At 50.4% G+C, this 18,167-nt stretch carries 16 protein-coding genes; all 16 read right to left on the bottom strand.

The genetic code is table 11. The annotated features are described in order from the left end of the window. The coding region (locus FYJ59_RS04755) for a DUF6075 family protein (RefSeq protein WP_235897914.1) at positions 1 to 271 on the bottom strand (271 nt) is incomplete at its 3' end. 293 nt (positions 272 to 564) lie between these two features. Beyond that, positions 565 to 2,061 carry a lysine--tRNA ligase gene (gene lysS / locus FYJ59_RS04750; RefSeq protein WP_328597203.1) on the bottom strand — a complete coding sequence of 499 codons (1,497 nt, stop codon included), beginning with the start codon at positions 2,059 to 2,061 and terminating at the stop codon, positions 565 to 567. Positions 2,062 to 2,088: 27 nt separating this feature from the next. Then, positions 2,089 to 2,577: a transcription elongation factor GreA gene (gene greA / locus FYJ59_RS04745; RefSeq protein ID WP_118551670.1), complete on the bottom strand. Its 489-nt coding sequence runs from the start codon at positions 2,575 to 2,577 to the stop codon at positions 2,089 to 2,091. A 61-nt stretch (positions 2,578 to 2,638) separates the two neighbouring features. Further along, positions 2,639 to 3,493 carry a hypothetical protein gene (locus tag FYJ59_RS04740; protein WP_154495580.1) on the bottom strand — a complete coding sequence of 285 codons (855 nt, stop codon included), beginning with the start codon at positions 3,491 to 3,493 and terminating at the stop codon, positions 2,639 to 2,641. Between the two features lie 145 nt (positions 3,494 to 3,638). Beyond that, entirely contained in the window at positions 3,639 to 4,613 is a 975-nt protein-coding gene (dusB, locus tag FYJ59_RS04735; RefSeq protein WP_154495578.1) for a tRNA dihydrouridine synthase DusB, read from the bottom strand. A 41-nt stretch (positions 4,614 to 4,654) separates the two neighbouring features. Further along, the gene (locus FYJ59_RS04730; protein ID WP_154495576.1) at positions 4,655 to 5,425 is read right to left on the bottom strand and encodes a type III pantothenate kinase; all 771 of its coding nucleotides are present in this window, start codon (positions 5,423 to 5,425) and stop codon (positions 4,655 to 4,657) included. Further along, positions 5,422 to 5,784 (bottom strand): DUF6145 family protein, encoded by a 363-nt coding sequence (locus FYJ59_RS04725; RefSeq protein WP_022153282.1) that lies wholly within the window; start codon positions 5,782 to 5,784, stop codon positions 5,422 to 5,424. Before FYJ59_RS04725 ends, FYJ59_RS04730 begins: the two co-directional genes overlap by 4 nt. Positions 5,785 to 5,858: 74 nt before the next feature. Next, entirely contained in the window at positions 5,859 to 6,863 is a 1,005-nt protein-coding gene (locus FYJ59_RS04720; protein WP_154495610.1) for a biotin--[acetyl-CoA-carboxylase] ligase, read from the bottom strand. Between the two features lie 2 nt (positions 6,864 to 6,865). Beyond that, complete coding sequence (argF, locus tag FYJ59_RS04715; RefSeq protein ID WP_022311895.1) at positions 6,866 to 7,849, bottom strand: ornithine carbamoyltransferase; 984 nt, start codon at positions 7,847 to 7,849, stop codon at positions 6,866 to 6,868. Between the two features lie 201 nt (positions 7,850 to 8,050). Beyond that, complete coding sequence (locus FYJ59_RS04710) at positions 8,051 to 8,974, bottom strand: SPFH domain-containing protein (RefSeq protein ID WP_154495574.1); 924 nt, start codon at positions 8,972 to 8,974, stop codon at positions 8,051 to 8,053. An 82-nt stretch (positions 8,975 to 9,056) separates the two neighbouring features. Continuing rightward, complete coding sequence (locus tag FYJ59_RS04705) at positions 9,057 to 9,536, bottom strand: NfeD family protein (RefSeq protein WP_235897912.1); 480 nt, start codon at positions 9,534 to 9,536, stop codon at positions 9,057 to 9,059. A 365-nt stretch (positions 9,537 to 9,901) separates the two neighbouring features. Next, positions 9,902 to 10,981 (bottom strand): cell wall hydrolase, encoded by a 1,080-nt coding sequence (locus FYJ59_RS04700; protein ID WP_154495572.1) that lies wholly within the window; start codon positions 10,979 to 10,981, stop codon positions 9,902 to 9,904. Positions 10,982 to 11,341: 360 nt separating this feature from the next. Continuing rightward, entirely contained in the window at positions 11,342 to 12,139 is a 798-nt protein-coding gene (gene proC, locus FYJ59_RS04695) for a pyrroline-5-carboxylate reductase (protein ID WP_154495570.1), read from the bottom strand. 63 nt (positions 12,140 to 12,202) lie between these two features. Further along, complete coding sequence (locus tag FYJ59_RS04690; RefSeq protein ID WP_118692597.1) at positions 12,203 to 13,006, bottom strand: TrmH family RNA methyltransferase; 804 nt, start codon at positions 13,004 to 13,006, stop codon at positions 12,203 to 12,205. Positions 13,007 to 13,414: 408 nt separating this feature from the next. Continuing rightward, positions 13,415 to 14,389: a 6-phosphofructokinase gene (gene pfkA / locus FYJ59_RS04685; protein WP_118546629.1), complete on the bottom strand. Its 975-nt coding sequence runs from the start codon at positions 14,387 to 14,389 to the stop codon at positions 13,415 to 13,417. Positions 14,390 to 14,444: 55 nt separating this feature from the next. After that, positions 14,445 to 18,161, bottom strand: a complete 3,717-nt coding sequence (locus tag FYJ59_RS04680) for a DNA polymerase III subunit alpha (RefSeq protein ID WP_154495568.1) — start codon at positions 18,159 to 18,161, stop codon at positions 14,445 to 14,447. Positions 18,162 to 18,167 lie beyond the last annotated feature (6 nt).

Genomic DNA, 18,167 nt, shown 5'->3' with positions numbered 1-18,167 from the left:
ATGCCATTCTGACTACTTTCACGCTTCCGCTGGTCTGCCAGCCTTCATGCAAACATTCTGTTTTTACACAGCCTGTCTTAAAATCATAAATGCGATTCGCATTCCTTCTGGTATCATCGTTAATGCCGAGGCAATAGCAAAGTGCCTTGTGGTACACATCCTGATACCTTACTTCTTCTAATTTCTCGTAGTAGAATTTCTCATGTGCTTCACTGATAAAAATAACGCTCTCTTTCTTTGTGTTTTCTGCTCCTAACGCTGTACTATTCATGCTTTATTCCTCCAATTCTTTATTTTTGACCATAACCACACTCGCAGCATAGCTGCTCGTTGTCGCGGCATTCGCCAAATGCTCATGCAAGCATGGCACTTGGCTCATTGCAACACGCAAAAAGGACACTCCCAAATTTTCACTTGGAAAGTGTCCTTGAAGTACAAAATATAAAATTGAATGTCGCACAAAACGTATTATTAAGTATTATTCCGTATTATGCGTAGCAAATTTGTAGTAAATTTGTAGTAAATCACAACTTGTAATCGCTGAACCCCTTGATTTTACTGGCTTTATTTGTCCAATGACTTCATCGTCGGGAAGAGCAGAACATCACGGATCGCAGGAGAGTTGGTCAGCAGCATTACCAGACGGTCGATACCGTAACCGATACCGCCGGTAGGAGGCATACCGATCTCCAGTGCGTTCATGAAATCTTCATCGGTCGTATTGGCTTCCTCATCGCCTGCTGCCAGTGCAGCTTCCTGCGCCTTGAAACGCTCTCTCTGGTCGATGGGGTCATTTAACTCGGAATAAGCATTACACATCTCACGTCCGTAGATGAACAGCTCGAAACGCTCTACATAATCAGGCTTGTCCGGCTTTCTCTTGGTCAGAGGAGAGATCTCTACCGGATGATCCATGATGAATACGGGCTGGATCAGATGCTCTTCTACGAACTCCTCGAAGAACAGGTTCAGGATATCGCCCTTGGCATGACGCTCTTCGTAGTGTACACCCTTCTCGTCTGCCAGCTTCTTCGCAGCAGTGGTATCGGGAATCTGGTCGAAGTCAACGCCTGCATATTTCTTGACAGCATCTACCATGGTCAGTCTCTCGAAAGGCTTGCCCAGGTCGATGGTCTCTTCTGCATAAGGGATCACGGTAGTACCGCATACTTCCTGTGCCACATAGCGGAACATGTTCTCAGTCAGATCCATCATTCCGTAATAGTCGGTGTATGCCTGGTACAGCTCCATCAGTGTGAATTCCGGATTGTGTCTGGTGTCCAGACCTTCGTTACGGAATACACGGCCGATCTCGAAGACACGCTCCATGCCGCCGACGATCAGTCTCTTCAGGTACAGCTCCAGGGAGATACGCAGCTTCACGTCCTCATCCAGCGCATTGTAATGGGTCTCGAAAGGTCTTGCTGCCGCACCGCCGGCATTGGATACCAGCATGGGGGTCTCTACTTCCAGGAAGCCCTGTCCGTCCAGATAACGACGGATGGCGCTGATGATCTTAGAACGCTTTACGAAAGTATCCTTAACATCCTGATTCATGATCAGGTCGGTATAACGCTGACGATAACGGATATCGGTATTGGTCAGGCCATGGAACTTCTCAGGCAGGATCTGTAAGCTCTTGGACAGCAGTATTACCTGGGACGCATGTACGGAGATCTCGCCGGTCTTGGTCTTGAAGACTTCGCCCTCGATACCTACGATATCGCCCACATCATACTTTTTGAAATCCGCATAGGACTCTTCTCCGATGCTGTCTCTTGCCACATATACCTGGATATTGCCGGGCAGATCCTGTACATTACAGAAGGATGCCTTACCCATGACACGTTTGGACATTACACGTCCGGCGATACGGACGGTCTTGCCTTCCAGTTCTTCGAAATTATTCTTGATATCAGTGCTGTGATGGGTCACATCATATTTGGTGATCTGAAAAGGATCCTTGCCTGCCTGCTGCAGGTTAGCCAGCTTCTCACGCTTTACCTTAAGCAGCTGGTGAATATCCTGCTCCTGTACATTTGTGTTCTGTGTATCTGCCACTTTTTTCCACTCCTTACTCTGTCTTACTTATTCAACGTTACTTCTCTGGATCTCCAGAATCTTATATGCGAATACACCTGCGGGTGTCTCTACTTCTACGGTATCGCCGACCTTATGACCGATCAGTGCCTTACCTACGGGGCTCTCGTTGGAGATCTTGCCCTTTAAGCTGTTCGCCTCGGTGGAACCTACGATCTTGTAATCCAGCTCTTCGCTGTATTCGATATCCAGGATCTTGACCTGGCAGCCGATGTTGATCTTATCCAGATCTACTTCATCCTCGACTACGACTTCTGCGTTCTTCAGGATCTTCTCCAGCTCTTCGATACGGGCTTCGATGTCTCTCTGCTCATCCTTCGCTGCATCGTACTCAGCGTTCTCGGACAGGTCTCCCTGCTCTCTTGCTTCCTTAATCTTCTGAGCAACTTCCTGACGTTTTACCACTTTCAGATCATGTAACTCATCCTCATATTTTCTGAGGCCTTCGTAGGTCAAAATGTTTTTCTTTTCCTGCATGATACCGCACCTTCCTGTTTTCTATATTTTGCGCTACCGACACTCCCGGCAACATAACTGCCTAATCAACCGAGTTATTATACCCATTTTTACTGATGGTGTCAAGGTATTCCAAGGCTTTTCGCGGGTCTTTCCACTCTTTTTTCATGGAAAAATAACGGATCTGCGGACATCCGGACGCGACACGGCGTTCCTTTTCCTCCGATGCCGGAAAATCCAGCCAGACGCTGCCCGCTGCCAGCCCGCCACCGTAGACTTTATCACTGTCGCTAAAATCCAGCACCACGCAGGGCGCCGTCGCCTCCAGCCGCACCCTGTCGTAATCTGCCGCTTCCGGTAGCAGACGGATCTCCGGGATCAGTCCGTATTCGTCTTCCAGTTCCCAGGTCAGTTCTTCTTCCTCCTCCCGATATTCTCTGTCCGTGAGGTACCATTTCACGCTGCGCAGTGCCGCCACATACCGCAGCAACACGTAGGGCAGAAAGGGATTCTTCCCCAGCACGATCACATCCGGACACAGCGGATGTCCCACCGCATCCTCTCCGTACCGCAGCAGATGTTCCACCCAGTTCTGCTGCCGGTATTCCCGGAATTCCCTTCCGTAATAAAAAGACAGGGGTTCTCGGCACACAATGTATGTGTGGTCCGGATCCTCTGTCAGTTCCCGCAATTGTTCCCGGAGTATTTGCTCCGTCTGTTTCTGTTCTGTGCCATACGCTCCCGTCACTGCCGCCCTGACCAGACGGTAATCCCGGAATAGATATTCCGTCCGGCGAACAGTCACCGCCTCCGTAGTTTTCTGCGTTTTTGCAGTTTTCCACAGTGCATGGAATATTTTAAAAAGTTTTCCCCGGGGAGCGTTTCCCTTCTGCACAGGCTGTGACTTACATACCGCTGCCTGTGCCCTCTGTTCCACGGTTTGTCTCACCGGATAGAGATACAAAATAGTGTCCATGCTACAGTGTATGCAGCCAGCCCGATTATATGCACAGTGCTGCATCATACAAAGCCATATTCTATACAGCCTTCCGCAGACACTGCTGTACACCGGGCTCCCGGCACTACTCTTCATCCGGGAATATGTCATGCACGCCCCGGATGAGCTCGTCCATTTTCTCCATGGTGTTGATGGTCTGGCGGAAATGGGCGGAATGGGGCATTCCTACGGTATACCAGGACAGATGCTTGCGCATCTCCCGGACGCCGGTATATTCGCCCTTGTATTCCAGCTGCAATGCCGCATGGCGCAGGATCAGTTCCCGCTTCTCCCTGTTCGTGGGTCTCGCGGGGATCGTGCCGTCTGTAAGGTAGGATACCACTTCCCGGAAGATCCAGGGATTGCCCTCTGCCGCCCGGCCGATCATGACGCCGTCACAGCCGGTCTGCTCCAGAATGGCTTTCGCTTTCTCGGGGCTGTCCACATCGCCGTTACCGATGACGGGAATCTTCACCGCATCCTTCACCTGTGCGATGATGTCCCAGTCTGCCTGTCCGCTGTAATACTGGGATCTGGTCCGTCCATGCACCGCTACCGCTGCCACACCGCAGGCTTCCGCGATCTTCGCGATCTCCACGGCATTGACATGGTCATCATCAAACCCCTTCCGGATCTTCACGGTCACCGGCTTGTCGATGGCTCTGACTAACGCCGTCAGGATCTGCTCCACCAGCTTCGGATCCTTCATCAGTGCGGAGCCCTCGCCGTTATTCACTACCTTTGGTACCGGGCATCCCATGTTCAGGTCCAGAATGGAAAAAGGACGCTCCTCGATGCGTTTTGCCATCTCCGCAAGAATCTGCGGATCAGAACCGAACAGCTGCAAGGAAGCAGGCACCTCGTCGGGATGGATCTCCATAAGGCTGTCAGTATTTTTATTGTTATAATAGATTGCCTTGGCACTCACCATCTCCATGCACACCAGTGCTGCTCCCATTTCTCGGCAGAGCAGACGAAATGGCAGGTCGGATACGCCTGCCATAGGTGCCAGGATGATGGGATTATCCAGGGTCACATTGCCAATCTGTAATTTCTTCATAATCTCTCCGTGGTCCGGTATCCTAATTTATTTCCCGGATACTACTTTCGGTTCTTGTCGTAGATGATCCGCAGTCCATCCAGCGTCAGAGAGCTGTCATAGATATCAATGCTGTCGGTCTCGTCTGCGATGGCACGTCCCAATCCCCCGGTGGCTACCACCTTCAGATTGGCAAGACCGCTCTCTTCCTTTACCTTGCGAATGATGTATTCCGTCTGTCCGATCTGACCATACATCAGACCGGCCTGCATACTGGTAATGGTCTCCTGTGCCAGAATAGTCTTCGGCTTGCGGATCTCGATATTCGGCAGCTTCGCCGTCTCTTTCCATAAGGCCTCGGAACTGATGCGGATGCCGGGAGCTGTGATACCTGCGGTAAATCTTCCGTCCTCCGTGATCAGGTCATACGTGGTGGCAGTACCGAAATCCAATACCAGCACCGGTCCGCCGTATTTCACATAGGCTGCCACCGCATCGACGATACGGTCCGCACCGATTCCTCTGGGATCCTCTGTTGCGACTTTAATCCCACTCTTCACACCGGGTCCCACGATCAGCGGTTTTGTTTTCAGATATCTGATAATTGCACTGGTCAGGGAATGCATCACATCCGGCACGACGCTGGCGATGATGGCTCCTTCGATATCCGAGGTCTTAATTCCGTTACTTTTCAACAGCTGTGTGATCATGATCCCGTATTCATCTGAAGTTCTGGGAGTCTTTGTCATGATCCGGAAGGTGGCTGCCAGTTTTTCCCCACGGAAGACACCCATGGTCATATTGGTATTACCTACGTCTATGACAAATATCATTCGCCGTCCTCCTCATCCAACAGTTCCGAAACATCTTCTTTTTTGATAAATACACGGTAGTACAGACTTAAGGATTCGAAAAGCTCCTGTCTGCTCCGACGGATCTCAGCGATCAGCAGTCCGGATGAGACCTCATCGTAATAGATGTCATCGTCATCCGCGTTAGTCTCCATGACCACGTTGCCGTCCTCTTCAAAGGCGATGGTAAACACGCCTCCCACTTCCTCAGTGAACAGCACGCAGATGATGTGCAATTCTTCCTTGATGGATTCGGGAATCATTTTGAATTGTTCTTCGTTAAAGTAATATTTTTTCTCATAGGCATTCGCGCCGCAGAGTACAATTTTGTTCTCGTCCATAATTTTCTATCCTGTTATTTTTATTCTAAATCTGCTTCTGGTTCATGGTGCATCACGCTCCGCTGCCTCAGATGCTACACGTAGCCGTATACCCCACGCACAGACACCTCGCCGGCATAGACTTCCTCTATGCTGCCGTCCTGTCTCTCTACGAGAAGCTCGCCCTGGTCGTTGATCCCACGGGCGGTACCGCGGAATTCTCCCTTGGGATCCAGCACGCAGACTTCTCTGTCCCGGTTCACCAGGAGCTTCGCATAGGAGTCTCTGAGCCCTTTCAGATCATGGGTCTGTAAGAAGATCTCATAATCCTCCTCAAAAGCTTCCATGATGTCCGCGATCAGCTGGCTGCGGGAGATCCGGAATCCACACTGTTCCTCGATGGCTGCTGCCCGGTCCCGGATCTCCTCCGGGAATTCCTGCCTGCGCACATTGATGCCCACGCCGATGACAATGTGATGGATATAAGCCCGTTCCATGCTCATCTCCGTGAGGATACCACAGACTTTTTTCCCATCCACCACAATATCATTGGGCCACTTGATGCCTACCTTTGCCGCACCTTCTTCACTGCCGCGTCCGAGAGTCTGCCGAATACCCTTAGCCACCGCCAGTGCCATGACTAACGTTAACATCGGTGCACAGTCCGCATTGAAATCCGGTTTGAGCATTAACGTATAGTAAATATTGCTTCCCGAAGGGCTCTCCCAGCCGCGGCCTCTGCGGCCCCGTCCGGCAGTCTGCTGATCCGCTACGACCAACAATCCGCTCTCTGCTCCCTGTTCCGCTTCCAGCTTGGCACGGATATTGGTGGAATCAATGCTGTTGAAAAACAGTAAGGGATGTCCCACCCACTTTGTCTTCAATCTGCTTTGGATATCGGCCTGGTTATAGACCTCCTCCGCCTGATCCACCAGGTGGTACCCCTTGTTCTGTACCGCCTCGATGACATAGCCTTCTTTCTTCAGTTGTCCGATTGCTTTCCATACGGCAGTCCGTGATACTCCGAACTGCTCACAGAGTTCCTGTCCGGAGACGTAAGTCCCCTTTTCCCGCAGGAGCTCCAATATCTTTGCTTTCATACTCATAAAGTTGCCGCCATCACTGCCTTGATTGTGTGCATACGATTTTCTGCCTCTTCAAATACCAGAGACTGTCCGGATTCAAATACTTCGTCGGTGACTTCCATCTCGGTGATGCCGAAACGCTCACCCATCTGGGCACCGATCTTGGTCTTCAGATCATGGAATGCGGGGAGACAATGCATAAAGATTGCCTGCTCACCGGCATTATCCATCACCGCTTTATTCACCTGATAAGGGGACAATTCCTTGATACGCTCGGTCCATACTTCGTCCGGCTCACCCATGGATACCCAGACATCCGTATAAATGACATCCACATCCTTGGTACCTGCCTTCACATCTTCGGTCAGGGTGATGCTGCCGCCGGTCTGTGCCGCAATTGCTTCACACTCTGCCACCAGCTCTTTTGCCGGGAAATATTTTGCTGTGGTGCATGCGGTAAAATGCATACCCATCTTCGCACAGGCTACCATCAGAGAGTTTCCCATGTTGTAACGGGCATCTCCCATATAAGTCATGCGGATCCCCTTCAGGTGTCCGAAATGCTCACGGATAGTCAGAAGATCTGCCAGCATCTGGGTGGGATGGAATTCATTGGTCAGTCCGTTCCATACGGGAACCTTGGAGTATTTCGCCAGTTCCTCTACGATATCCTGTCCAAAGCCACGGTATTCGATACCCTCGAACATGCCTGCCAGTACTCTGGCGGTATCGGCGATGCTTTCTTTTTTACCGATCTGGGATCCGGTAGGATCCAGATAAGTGGTACCCATTCCCAGGTCATGCGCTGCCACTTCAAAAGCACATCTGGTACGGGTACTGGTCTTCTCAAAGATCAGAGCCACATTCTTGCCTCGGAGGGTATCTACGGGGATTCCTTTTTTCTTTTTATCTTTCAGGTCTGCCGCCAGGTCCAGCAGATATTCGATCTCTTCCGGTGTGAAATCCAATAATTTCAAAAAATCGCGTCCCTTTAAATCCATAATACTCCTCTTTTCCGAGGCTTCGGCCTCTGTATTATTTTTAGCTATATGTAATCAATATACTTCATTATCCGGTGTTTTTCAACCCCTCGCAGCATGCACTTTATGCCACGTTTTCTGATCCTTGGAGCAAAAAAGGATCCCTACCGGCATTCCGGAAGAGATCCTCTTTGATCTGTCTGATTCTATTCGGTATGACTTTTATTCTGCTTTTTTGCCGGCTGCTGCCTTGAAGGTCTCTGCTATGCTGGCAATGCCCTGCAGCTCTGCGGGGAGCAGGATGGTGGTGGCCTGACCGTCCGCTACTTTCTCGAATGCTTCCAGGCTCTTTAACTTCAGGACTGCGGCATCTGCACCCGCTTCCTTCAGCATCTTGATACCGTCGGCATTCGCCTGCTGCACCTTGAGGATGGCTTCGGCTTCACCTTCTGCCTCGCGGATCATCTTCTCCTTCTCTGCCTCTGCACGGAGGATGGCTGCCTGCTTATCTGCCTCTGCGCGAAGGATGGCGGATTCCTTAGCACCTTCTGCCTCCAGGATCTTAGCCTTTTTCTCACCTTCGGCACGGGTTACGGCTTCACGTCTCTCACGCTCTGCCTTCATCTGCTTCTCCATGGCGTTCTGGATCTCTGCGGGAGGGATAATGTTCTTCAGCTCTACACGGTTCACCTTGATACCCCAGGGATCGGTGGCAATATCCAGTGCCGCACGCATCTTGGTATTAATGGTCTCACGGGAGGTCAGGGTCTGATCCAGCTCCAGGTCACCGATGATGTTACGCAGGGTGGTGGCAGTCAGATTCTCGATCGCCATCATAGGGTTCTCTACGCCATAGGTGAACAGCTTAGGATCGGTGATCTGATAGAAGACTACGGTATCGATCCGCATGGTTACGTTATCTTTGGTAATTACGGGCTGGGGCGGAAAATCCGCTACCTGCTCCTTTAAGTTAACTTTTCTGGCAACCTTGTCGATAAACGGGATCTTTAAGTGAAGTCCTACATTCCAGGTTGCCTGGTAAGCACCCAGACGCTCGGTGACGTAAGCCTTTGCCTGGGGAACTACCTTAATACAGGATACGAAGATACATAATACTAAAACGGCAATAATGATCAATGCTAACATTTTTCCTCCTTCTGCGTACGTCTGTGTACGCTGCGTACCCCTTGTACGCACTTTTCCCTCATGGATTGGTTCTACACGATTCTTACGACTGCGGCTCTGATAGGTTTTCCGTCACTTTTGCCATCTGGGGATCCACTTTAACGATCAGCTTGACCCCGTTGACTGCCACAATGTCCACCACGGTCCCGGGCTGTAAATTCAGTCCGTCTTCTTCCGTTCTGGCACTCCATTCCTGTCCACCTACCGTTACCTGTCCTATGCCCTGCAGATTGTCGATCTCGCTGGTCACGATGGCCTGCCTGCCGATCATGCTTTCCACGTTCGTCCTTACGCGGTCCTTGTTGAAATACCGGACAGCGACAGGTCTGGTGAAAAATAACAGCAGCAGAGATACTGCAAAAAATAACAGGATCTGTAACCAGACCGGTCCATGAAATGCGGCAACGATCACTGCCACAGCCGCGCCTCCGGCGAACCATATGCTCGTCAGTCCCAGAGTAGCGACCTCCACCCCGATCGATACGATCAATACCACTAGCCACAAGGTTATCATTTCGCTCATATAATCACTCCTTTGGTTTTGTAGTTGTATCCAGTGTACTACAAATGTATGTGTGTGGCAACTGCTACCTTCGCACGATACTTATGGTTATTGTGCTATCTTAGGATGTCTTTGTAGTCAAAAAGACGGCATCCCCTCTGGGACACCGCCTCTTTTGTAATTTTAATGATGCCAGGGTCAAAAGGTCTAAGCCCACATGAGCTTGCTCATAAGTGGGTGAAAGACCTTATGACCCGCCCCGATATGAGCATAAAAGTGGGATGATAATCCCACGATATGCGAATAGAGGGGAAGGATTGTGGGAGTGCATAGCACGGAACAATCCGTAGGCATCAAAGTCGGGGGCTTTTGACCCCGACATCATTTTAATAGAATACATGATTACCGATCACGATTCCGTCACGGCCGTTGTTACGTCTGAAGTGTGTCAGATCTCCCACATTGGATACGCCGGAGATGGCTTCTTCCGCTGCCTTGATGCAGCTTGCGTTGATCTTGCCGGATTCGTATACGGTATTTACCTTACCGTTCAATGCCGGAGTGAACTGTCCGGACGCATAGATCACACCATGAATGCTACTCGGGTAAGCGCCGCTTCGTACACGGTTCATAACGACTGCACCTACTGCCAGCTGTCCTTCGTAGCTTTCACATCCTGCTTCGCACTGGATCAGTGCTGCCAACAGCTGCGTGGTATCCGCATCGGTGGTGTATTCGCCGTAGTTCACATGACGTTTTGCTTCACGCTCTGCGGCTTCTCTTGCTTTGATCTCCTCTAAAGTCTCACCGGAGTCGATCTGGAAATCCACTGTTACATACTCCGCAGACACATATCCGTCTGCTCCTTCGTAGTCGATGCAGACCCATTTGGGATTACTGTTATCTACCACATCCACTATATCGCCCTTGGGAAGAAGTCCCAGAACTCCGGCCTCCTGATCCGCCTCGGTTCTCACACGAAGAGTCTCCGTGTTGATCTGTGCGATCATTCTTCCGACATCGTTGGCCAGTGCCTTCGCATCATCCCCAAACAGGAGATATTCGTCTTTGGCCCAGCCGATCAGCGTACCGGACTGGATCTTAGTCCATCCGTCCTTCTGCTCTAAGATTGTACCTCCACAGTCCTTGTATAACTTACCGACCTTGGAAGCATCCTCACTGGCATCGCTTCGTACATTCACGGCATCTCTTACGTTTGCCATGACCAGCCCGGAACTGATCTCTTCCTCAGAGGGGAATGTCAGATTCAATTCCTTCACCGTTGCATTGATGACCTCAGTACTGTTTTTGGAACCGGGGTCTAAGATCGATGCGACACCACCGTTCAGATCATTAACATAGTTTTTAGTATTGCTTGCCTGTGCGGTCATGCTCATTTGCATGCTCAGGAAGATAGAACAGAGCAGTCCTGCACATACAACCAGCATTCTTCTGCTTTTTGTCATCTTGATACACGCCTTTCCCACAGGGAAATTCCCCGGACGGGGTAGTATACCTGCAGATCTCCCAGTGAATAGTATATGATGTATTTCTTAATATTTTCACCAGTTTGTTACAAAAATGTTAAATTTGTTACGCGGAATATCATAGCAGATGACAAAATTTTTGTCAAGTTATGGGGGGGTTGGGCGCTATTTAGCCATGACAGCTCGGCTTGCGCCATTCGCAAAGTCGCGTTATCACGCTTTTCGTCACTGCGTGACTACCTTTGCTCATGAACCGGCGCTCAACTCATGAACATATTCGTTCACAAAATCATGTTAACATGATTTTTGCTCTCGACTCTGTTCATGGTCGAGCTGTCACTACATACATTTTGACTTCTCGATGCAGGCGTCCATGGCATCCATCACAGCGGCACGCATGCCCTTCTCTTCCAGTACTTTGACTGCCTGGATGGTGGTACCTCCGGGAGAACATACCATATCTTTCAGCTCCCCGGGATGTTTTCCGGTCTCCAGCACCATTTTGGCACTGCCGAGTACGGACTGTGCTGCGAATTCATAGGCCTGTTTTCTGGGCATTCCGGCTGCCACAGCTTCATCCGCCATGGCCTCAATAAACATAAATACATATGCTGGAGAGCTTCCGCTGACTCCCACGACCACGTCCATCAGACGCTCCGGTACGACACTTGCGATGCCAAAGGAACGGAGTAGGGAAAGCACCTGCTCTGTCTCATCCTCCGTGACATTTTCTCCGATGCATACGCCGGTACAGCCCTCCAGTACCAGGGCCGGCGTATTGGGCATGCAGCGGATCAGCTTAAGCTCCGGTCTGCCAAATGCATCCTTCAGATACTGTAGATTCCTGCCTGCTGCGATACTGACGATCAGGGTATCAGTCTTCACTGCATCCTTGATCTCGGCGATCACTTCCGTGAAAAAGATAGGCTTTACGGCTAAGAACAGGATATCTGCCTGCTCAGCCACGGCAGTATTGTCTGTTGTTGTGTTAATATTAAATTTTGTTTTAACTTTTTCTGCAGTTGTTTCTGTCTTAGAGGAACCGATGATGTCCTCCGGCTTTGCAATGCCCTTCTGCAGCATGCCGCCGATCATTGCCGCTGCCATATTTCCCAATCCGATAAATCCAATCTTCATAATATCTGTCCTCCTGCTCTGTTTTCTACCTAAATATCATATAGCCCCGAACCGCTACTATGCCTACAGATTTCGCTGTCTGTGCGCCTCATACATCAAAAGAGCCGCTGCGATCGAGGCATTCAGGGATTCCACCTTACCCTCCATGGGGATTTTGAGGTATTGCCCAGCCTGGTCGGAGATTTCTTTGGTCAGTCCGTTTCCTTCATTGCCGATGAGAAATGCGGTGGGCTCCCGGAAAGAAAAGCTATCGTAATATTTCTGTCCCTTCAGGTGTGCCGCGTAGGTATGGATTCCTTTTTCATGCATCTGCGTCAGCACCGGGGATAGCTCCGGCACATAGACAAACGGTACCCGGAATATGGATCCCATGGTGGCACGGATGGTCTTGGGATTGAAGATATCCACAGTCTGTTGGTTCATAATAACGCCCGTTATTCCTGCTCCTTCCCCGGTACGTATCATGGTTCCCAGGTTCCCGGGATCCTGTAAATTCTCCAGGATCAAAAATAAAGGCTCCGGCTGTTCCAGAAGCTGTGTCAGATCATAAGAAGGCTGCTCCAACACGGTGAGGATCCCCTGGGGAGTCTGGGTATCTGCCATTTTTGCAAATACCTCCGGGGATACGGTCTCATAGCCGGTCTGCTGAAGCTTATCCCAAAATGCAGTATCGCCGTTCTGTGCGTTCCGGCGGAGCTTCTGCTCCAGTTCTTCTGTGAGATAGACCTCTCTTACGCTTTTTACCGGCGCTTCCTCACACATCCTGACGCCCTCCGCCAGGAATACGTGATCTTTACGCCGTTCCTTCGCCTTCGTCTGCCACTGCACGACCTGTTTTACTTTTGCATTGTTGCTGCTTGTGATCATATCTGTCTGCTCCCTGCTATATATCCATAATAATACATAATAATGCGATTTTTCGTGCTACGCACTCTCAAAATCGCAACATCCATTCGTATTCCGGACTATCGTCCTTCATACTCATGTCTGTTTACTCCTCTCATAGAATGCATCCCCTGTCTGCAAGCAGACGTGATGCATTCTATGGATGAGTTTATTATAGTCAAAAAGGCGCTTCCACGCAATGGGAAACGCCTTTGTCTTCGTATCCGTTCAGATACTCTTATTCATAAAAGTGCCTGCTTCGCAGTCAACGCCGCCAGCGGCTCATCTTTTATTTCATAAGAGTGCGCTCCGCTCATCATGAGTAGAAAAATATGCGTAGTGTGCAAGCACCCACGCATATTTTCTATTCATGATGTCTGAACTGTTAAATTAGATGGAAAGTAAATGAGATACCTCGAACTGATAATCGTTGATACCTTTCTCCATCTGCAGTGCATCCTCAATATCGAAATCGATGAATTCACCGTGCTGGTAACCAACGACACGATTGGTCTTGCCTTCCAGCATGATGTCTACTGCGTAAGCACCCATGATAGATGCATAGTAACGATCCTTCGCAGTAGGGCTTCCTCCACGCTGCATGTAACCTAAGATCGTAGCACGGGTCTCAATACCGGTAGCTGCCTCGATACGGCGTGCCATGGAAGTGGAATGTCCGATTCCCTCGGCATTGATGATGATGTGATGGGTCTTGCCATGCTTACGGTTGGTAATGATATTATTGATAATATTCTGTTCGTTGTAATCGTACTTCTCGGGAAGCAGGATATCCTCGGCGCCGTTGGCAATACCGCACCACAGAGCAATGTATCCGGCATTTCTGCCCATTACCTCGATGATACTGCATCTCTCGTGAGAGGAAGAGGTATCCTTAACCTTATCAATAGCCTGCATTGCAGTGTTCACTGCGGTATCGAAGCCGATGGTGTACTCAGTACATGCGATATCCAGGTCGATGGTTCCGGGAAGGCCGATGGTGTTGATGCCCAGTCTGGACAGAGCCTGTGCACCACGATAGGAACCGTCACCACCGATGACAACGATACCGTCGATACCGTGCTTTTTACAGATCTCAGCGCCCTTCTTCTGTCCTTCCGCTTCCTTGAACTCCAGACAACGTGCGGTTCCTAAGATGGTACCACCGCGTTGGATGATATCGGATACATCCTTGGCTTCCATATCTACGATCTCTTCATTCAAAAGACCCTGATAACCTTTTTTAATACCCTTAACCTTCAGTCCTCTTGCAATGGCTGTACGAACAACTGCACGGATAGCAGCGTTCATTCCCGGTGCATCACCGCCGCTGGTCAGTACACCGATCGTCTTAATCTCTTTTGCCATGACTGTTACCTCCTAAGTAAACGAACGAATAATTTTCTCTTCTCGATTCTTTATTTTAATCTATTTTTGAGCGGTTTTCAATAGGTTTCGTTATAAATTTAACATTTTCTTTTCCAAACTGCGATGCAAGCTTTTCCATTAATGTCTCATCGGCTTTTACCCTGAGATTTGCAGGCAGGATCTTGATGTTTTTAATATCCCTCAGATAGATTACTACATCGTCATTGCCGTCGGAGTCAGCGATGGCCTGTAGCAATTCCTGTTCTCTGGCCTTATAGGCTTCCATATTGGGAAACTGGATCCAGGCCCCCGCGGGCATGCCTTTTTTCTGCCCGGTTCCGGCGTTCTGCGGCCGCTGACCCGGTTGTGTCTGTTCCACTGTTCGGCCTGTCTGTCCGCCTGACATGGCACCGACCGGCTGCTGCCCACTGCCGTTCCCATTTCCATAGGATCCGCCGCGGCTATCTCCCCGGCCTCCGTAATTCCTTGGGAACAGAGGCTGGTTCGCCGCTCTGGCTGCCTGTGCATCCTCGAAGCTGATGATCTGGTCGCAGATCAGCTTGCCGTCCTTGTCCTCTTCCAGGGACACTCTGCCCCGGATGAACACTTTGGCATCCTCTGTAAGCAAAGTGTTGTAGCGCTCGTATACCTGGGGAAATACCACGACTTCCACGTTGCCGATCAGATCCTCCACATTTAAAAATGCCATGATCTTGTCGTTCTTGGTGTATTTTACGTTTTTGTCCGCGATCAGTCCACCGATGACTGCATTCGCCTGATCCTTGACCAGTTCCACCTCTCCGGACTCTTCATCCAACGCAAAGTCTCCGGCGGTATTGCTGATGCAGTTCTGCCACAGCTCCTGGTATTCCTCCAAAGGATGACCGCTGACATAGACACCCAGGACCTCCTTTTCAAAGCCAAGCAGCATTTCCTTGCTGTATTCACCTACATTCGGCATCCGGATATCGAATTCTTCCTTATCTTCTTCGCCGGCGATATCAAACAGGGAAATCTGTCCTGCCAGGTTGTTTTTCTTGTCATGGGCGATGTGATCCGCGATCTGCACATAAACGCTCATGAACTGTTTTCTGGTGCCGCCCAGTCCGTCCATGGCTCCTGCTTTGATCAGGTTCTCAATGGCCCGCTTATTCATCTCTTTTTTGTCGGACATGCGGGTGATGAAGTCCTTCAGGTTTGTGAAGGGGCCTCTCTCCTTACGCTCCTGCACCAGGCTGTCGATGACCGGACGTCCCACACCTTTGATGGCCGTCAGGGCATAGCGGATCTTGCCGTCTGTCACAGAGAATCCGACTTCTCCCGCATTTACATCCGGCGGCAGAATGGCGATATTCATGTTCCGGCAGTTCAAAATATACTCCGATACTTTTTTCGGGTTATCGATGACGGAGGTCATCAGTGCCGCCATGAATTCTACGGGATAATAGTATTTTAAATACGCCGTCTGATAAGCCACCACCGCATAACATGCCGCATGGGACTTGTTAAACGCATACTTGGCGAAGTCCATCATGGTATCGTAGATCTGTCCTGCGGTCTGTTCATCAATGCCGTTGGCGATACAGCCGGGGACATTCTCCTCCGGATTGCCATAGATGAAGTTCGCCCGCTCTTTTTCCATGACGGCCTGCTTCTTTTTACTCATGGCACGGCGCACCAGGTCGCTTCGGCCCAGAGTATATCCCGCCAGGTCACGGACGATCTGCATTACCTGCTCCTGGTATACGATACAGCCGTAGGTGGGTTTCAGGATCGGCTCCAGCTGAGGACAGGCATAGGTCACATCCTCCGGATGGTTTTTCCCCTGGATGTACTTCGGGATAAAATCCATAGGGCCCGGACGATACAGAGAAATACCGGCCACTACATCCTCCAGATTCTGGGGGCGCAGTTCCTTCATGAAGCTCTTCATTCCGGCACTTTCCAGCTGGAACACACCTTCCGTTCTGCCGGTGCCGATGGAAGCCAGTACTTTCGGGTCATTATAATCTATGGCATCCACATCAATGTGTCTGCCGGTGGTATTCTCTATGAATTTTACAGCATCATGGATCACGGTCAGGGTACGCAGTCCCAGAAAGTCCATTTTCAACAGGCCCAGTTCTTCCAGCGTCGTCATGGTGAACTGGGTAACGATGGAACCGTCAGAGCCTCTGGACAGCGGCACGAATTCGTCTGCAGATTTCTGACAGATCACGACACCGGCCGCATGCATAGAGGTATGTCTGGGCAGTCCCTCCAGTCGCTTACACATATCGATCAGGTGGTGGACCTGTTCGTCCTCCTGATAGAGCTTGCGGAATTCCGGATTCATCTCCAGTGCTCTGCTCAGTGTAATGTTCAGTTCGTTCGGCACCATTTTGGCAATAGAATCCACGAACGCATAGGGCAGGTCCATGACACGGCCCACATCGCGGATGACACCTTTCGCCGCCAGAGTACCGAAGGTGACGATCTGTACCACCTTGTCATTGCCGTATTTTCTGCCCACATAATCGATGACCTCCTGTCTCCGTTCAAAGCAGAAATCCACGTCAATATCAGGCATAGAGACACGTTCCGGATTCAGGAATCGTTCAAACAGCAGATTGTAATGAATCGGATCGATGTTGGTGATCTTCAGACAATATGCCACGATACTTCCCGCCGCGGAGCCTCGTCCCGGTCCCACGGGGATCCCGTGCTCCTTCGCATAATTGATGAAATCCCACACGATCAGGAAGTAGTCCACATATCCCATTCTCTGAATAACGCCAAGTTCATAATCCAGGCGCTCCCTGAGCGTCTGTCCGGTCTCTCCGGCGGGCTGATCACCGTCGCCGTAGCGTTCTGCCAGTCCGTCATCGCAGAGCTTATTTAAGTAGCTCCAGGAATCGTACCCCTCCGGCACATCGTATTTCGGCAGCTTCGTCACGCCGAATTCAATCTCCACATTACATCGGTCTGCGATCCTCTGGGTATTCTCCACTGCCTCCCAGGCATAGGGGAACAGTCCCTTCATTTCCTCTTCGCTCTTGACATAATACTGTCCGCCCTCGTAGCGCATACGATCCTCGTCCGCCAGCTTTTTGCCTGTCTGCAGGCACAGCAGAATGTCATGAGGGATCGCATCCTCCGCATAGGTATAGTGCACATCGTTGGTGGTCACCAGGGGAATGTCCAGCTCCCTGCTCATCTGGACCAGTTCCATATTCACGGTTCGCTGTTCCGGAATGCCGTGATCCTGTAATTCCAGGAAATAATTACCCTTACCGAAGCATGCCTCGTATTTGCGGGCCGCCATTCTCGCCTCTTCCTTCATGCCCTTTAAAATAAATCGAGGCACTTCACCTGCCAGACACGCAGACAGCGCAATGATACCCTCGTGAAACTGCTGCAGTACTTCCATGTCCACACGGGGTTTATAATAGTAGCCTTCCGTGAATCCACGGCTGACGATCTTCATCAGGTTCGCATAACCGGTATTGTTCTCCGCTAACAGAACCAGATGGTGATAACGGTCCTCTCCACCGGTCAGTTCCTTGTCAAACCGGGAGTTGGGAGCCACGTACACCTCACAGCCCAGGATCGGCTTAATTCCTGCTTCCCTTGCCGCACGATAAAAATCGATCACACCGTACATAACACCGTGATCAGTGATCGCTGCGCTGTTCATGCCCAATTCCTTGACTCTGGCTACATATTCTTTAATCTTATTGGATCCGTCCAGCAGAGAATATTCTGTATGGACATGAAGATGGGTAAACGCCATTTTGCT

Source organism: Waltera intestinalis (genome assembly GCF_009695995.1).
Lineage (GTDB): Bacteria > Bacillota > Clostridia > Lachnospirales > Lachnospiraceae > Acetatifactor > Acetatifactor intestinalis.
The sequence above is the reverse complement of the archived record's forward strand: the minus strand, read 5'-3'. Positions and strand labels throughout refer to the sequence as shown.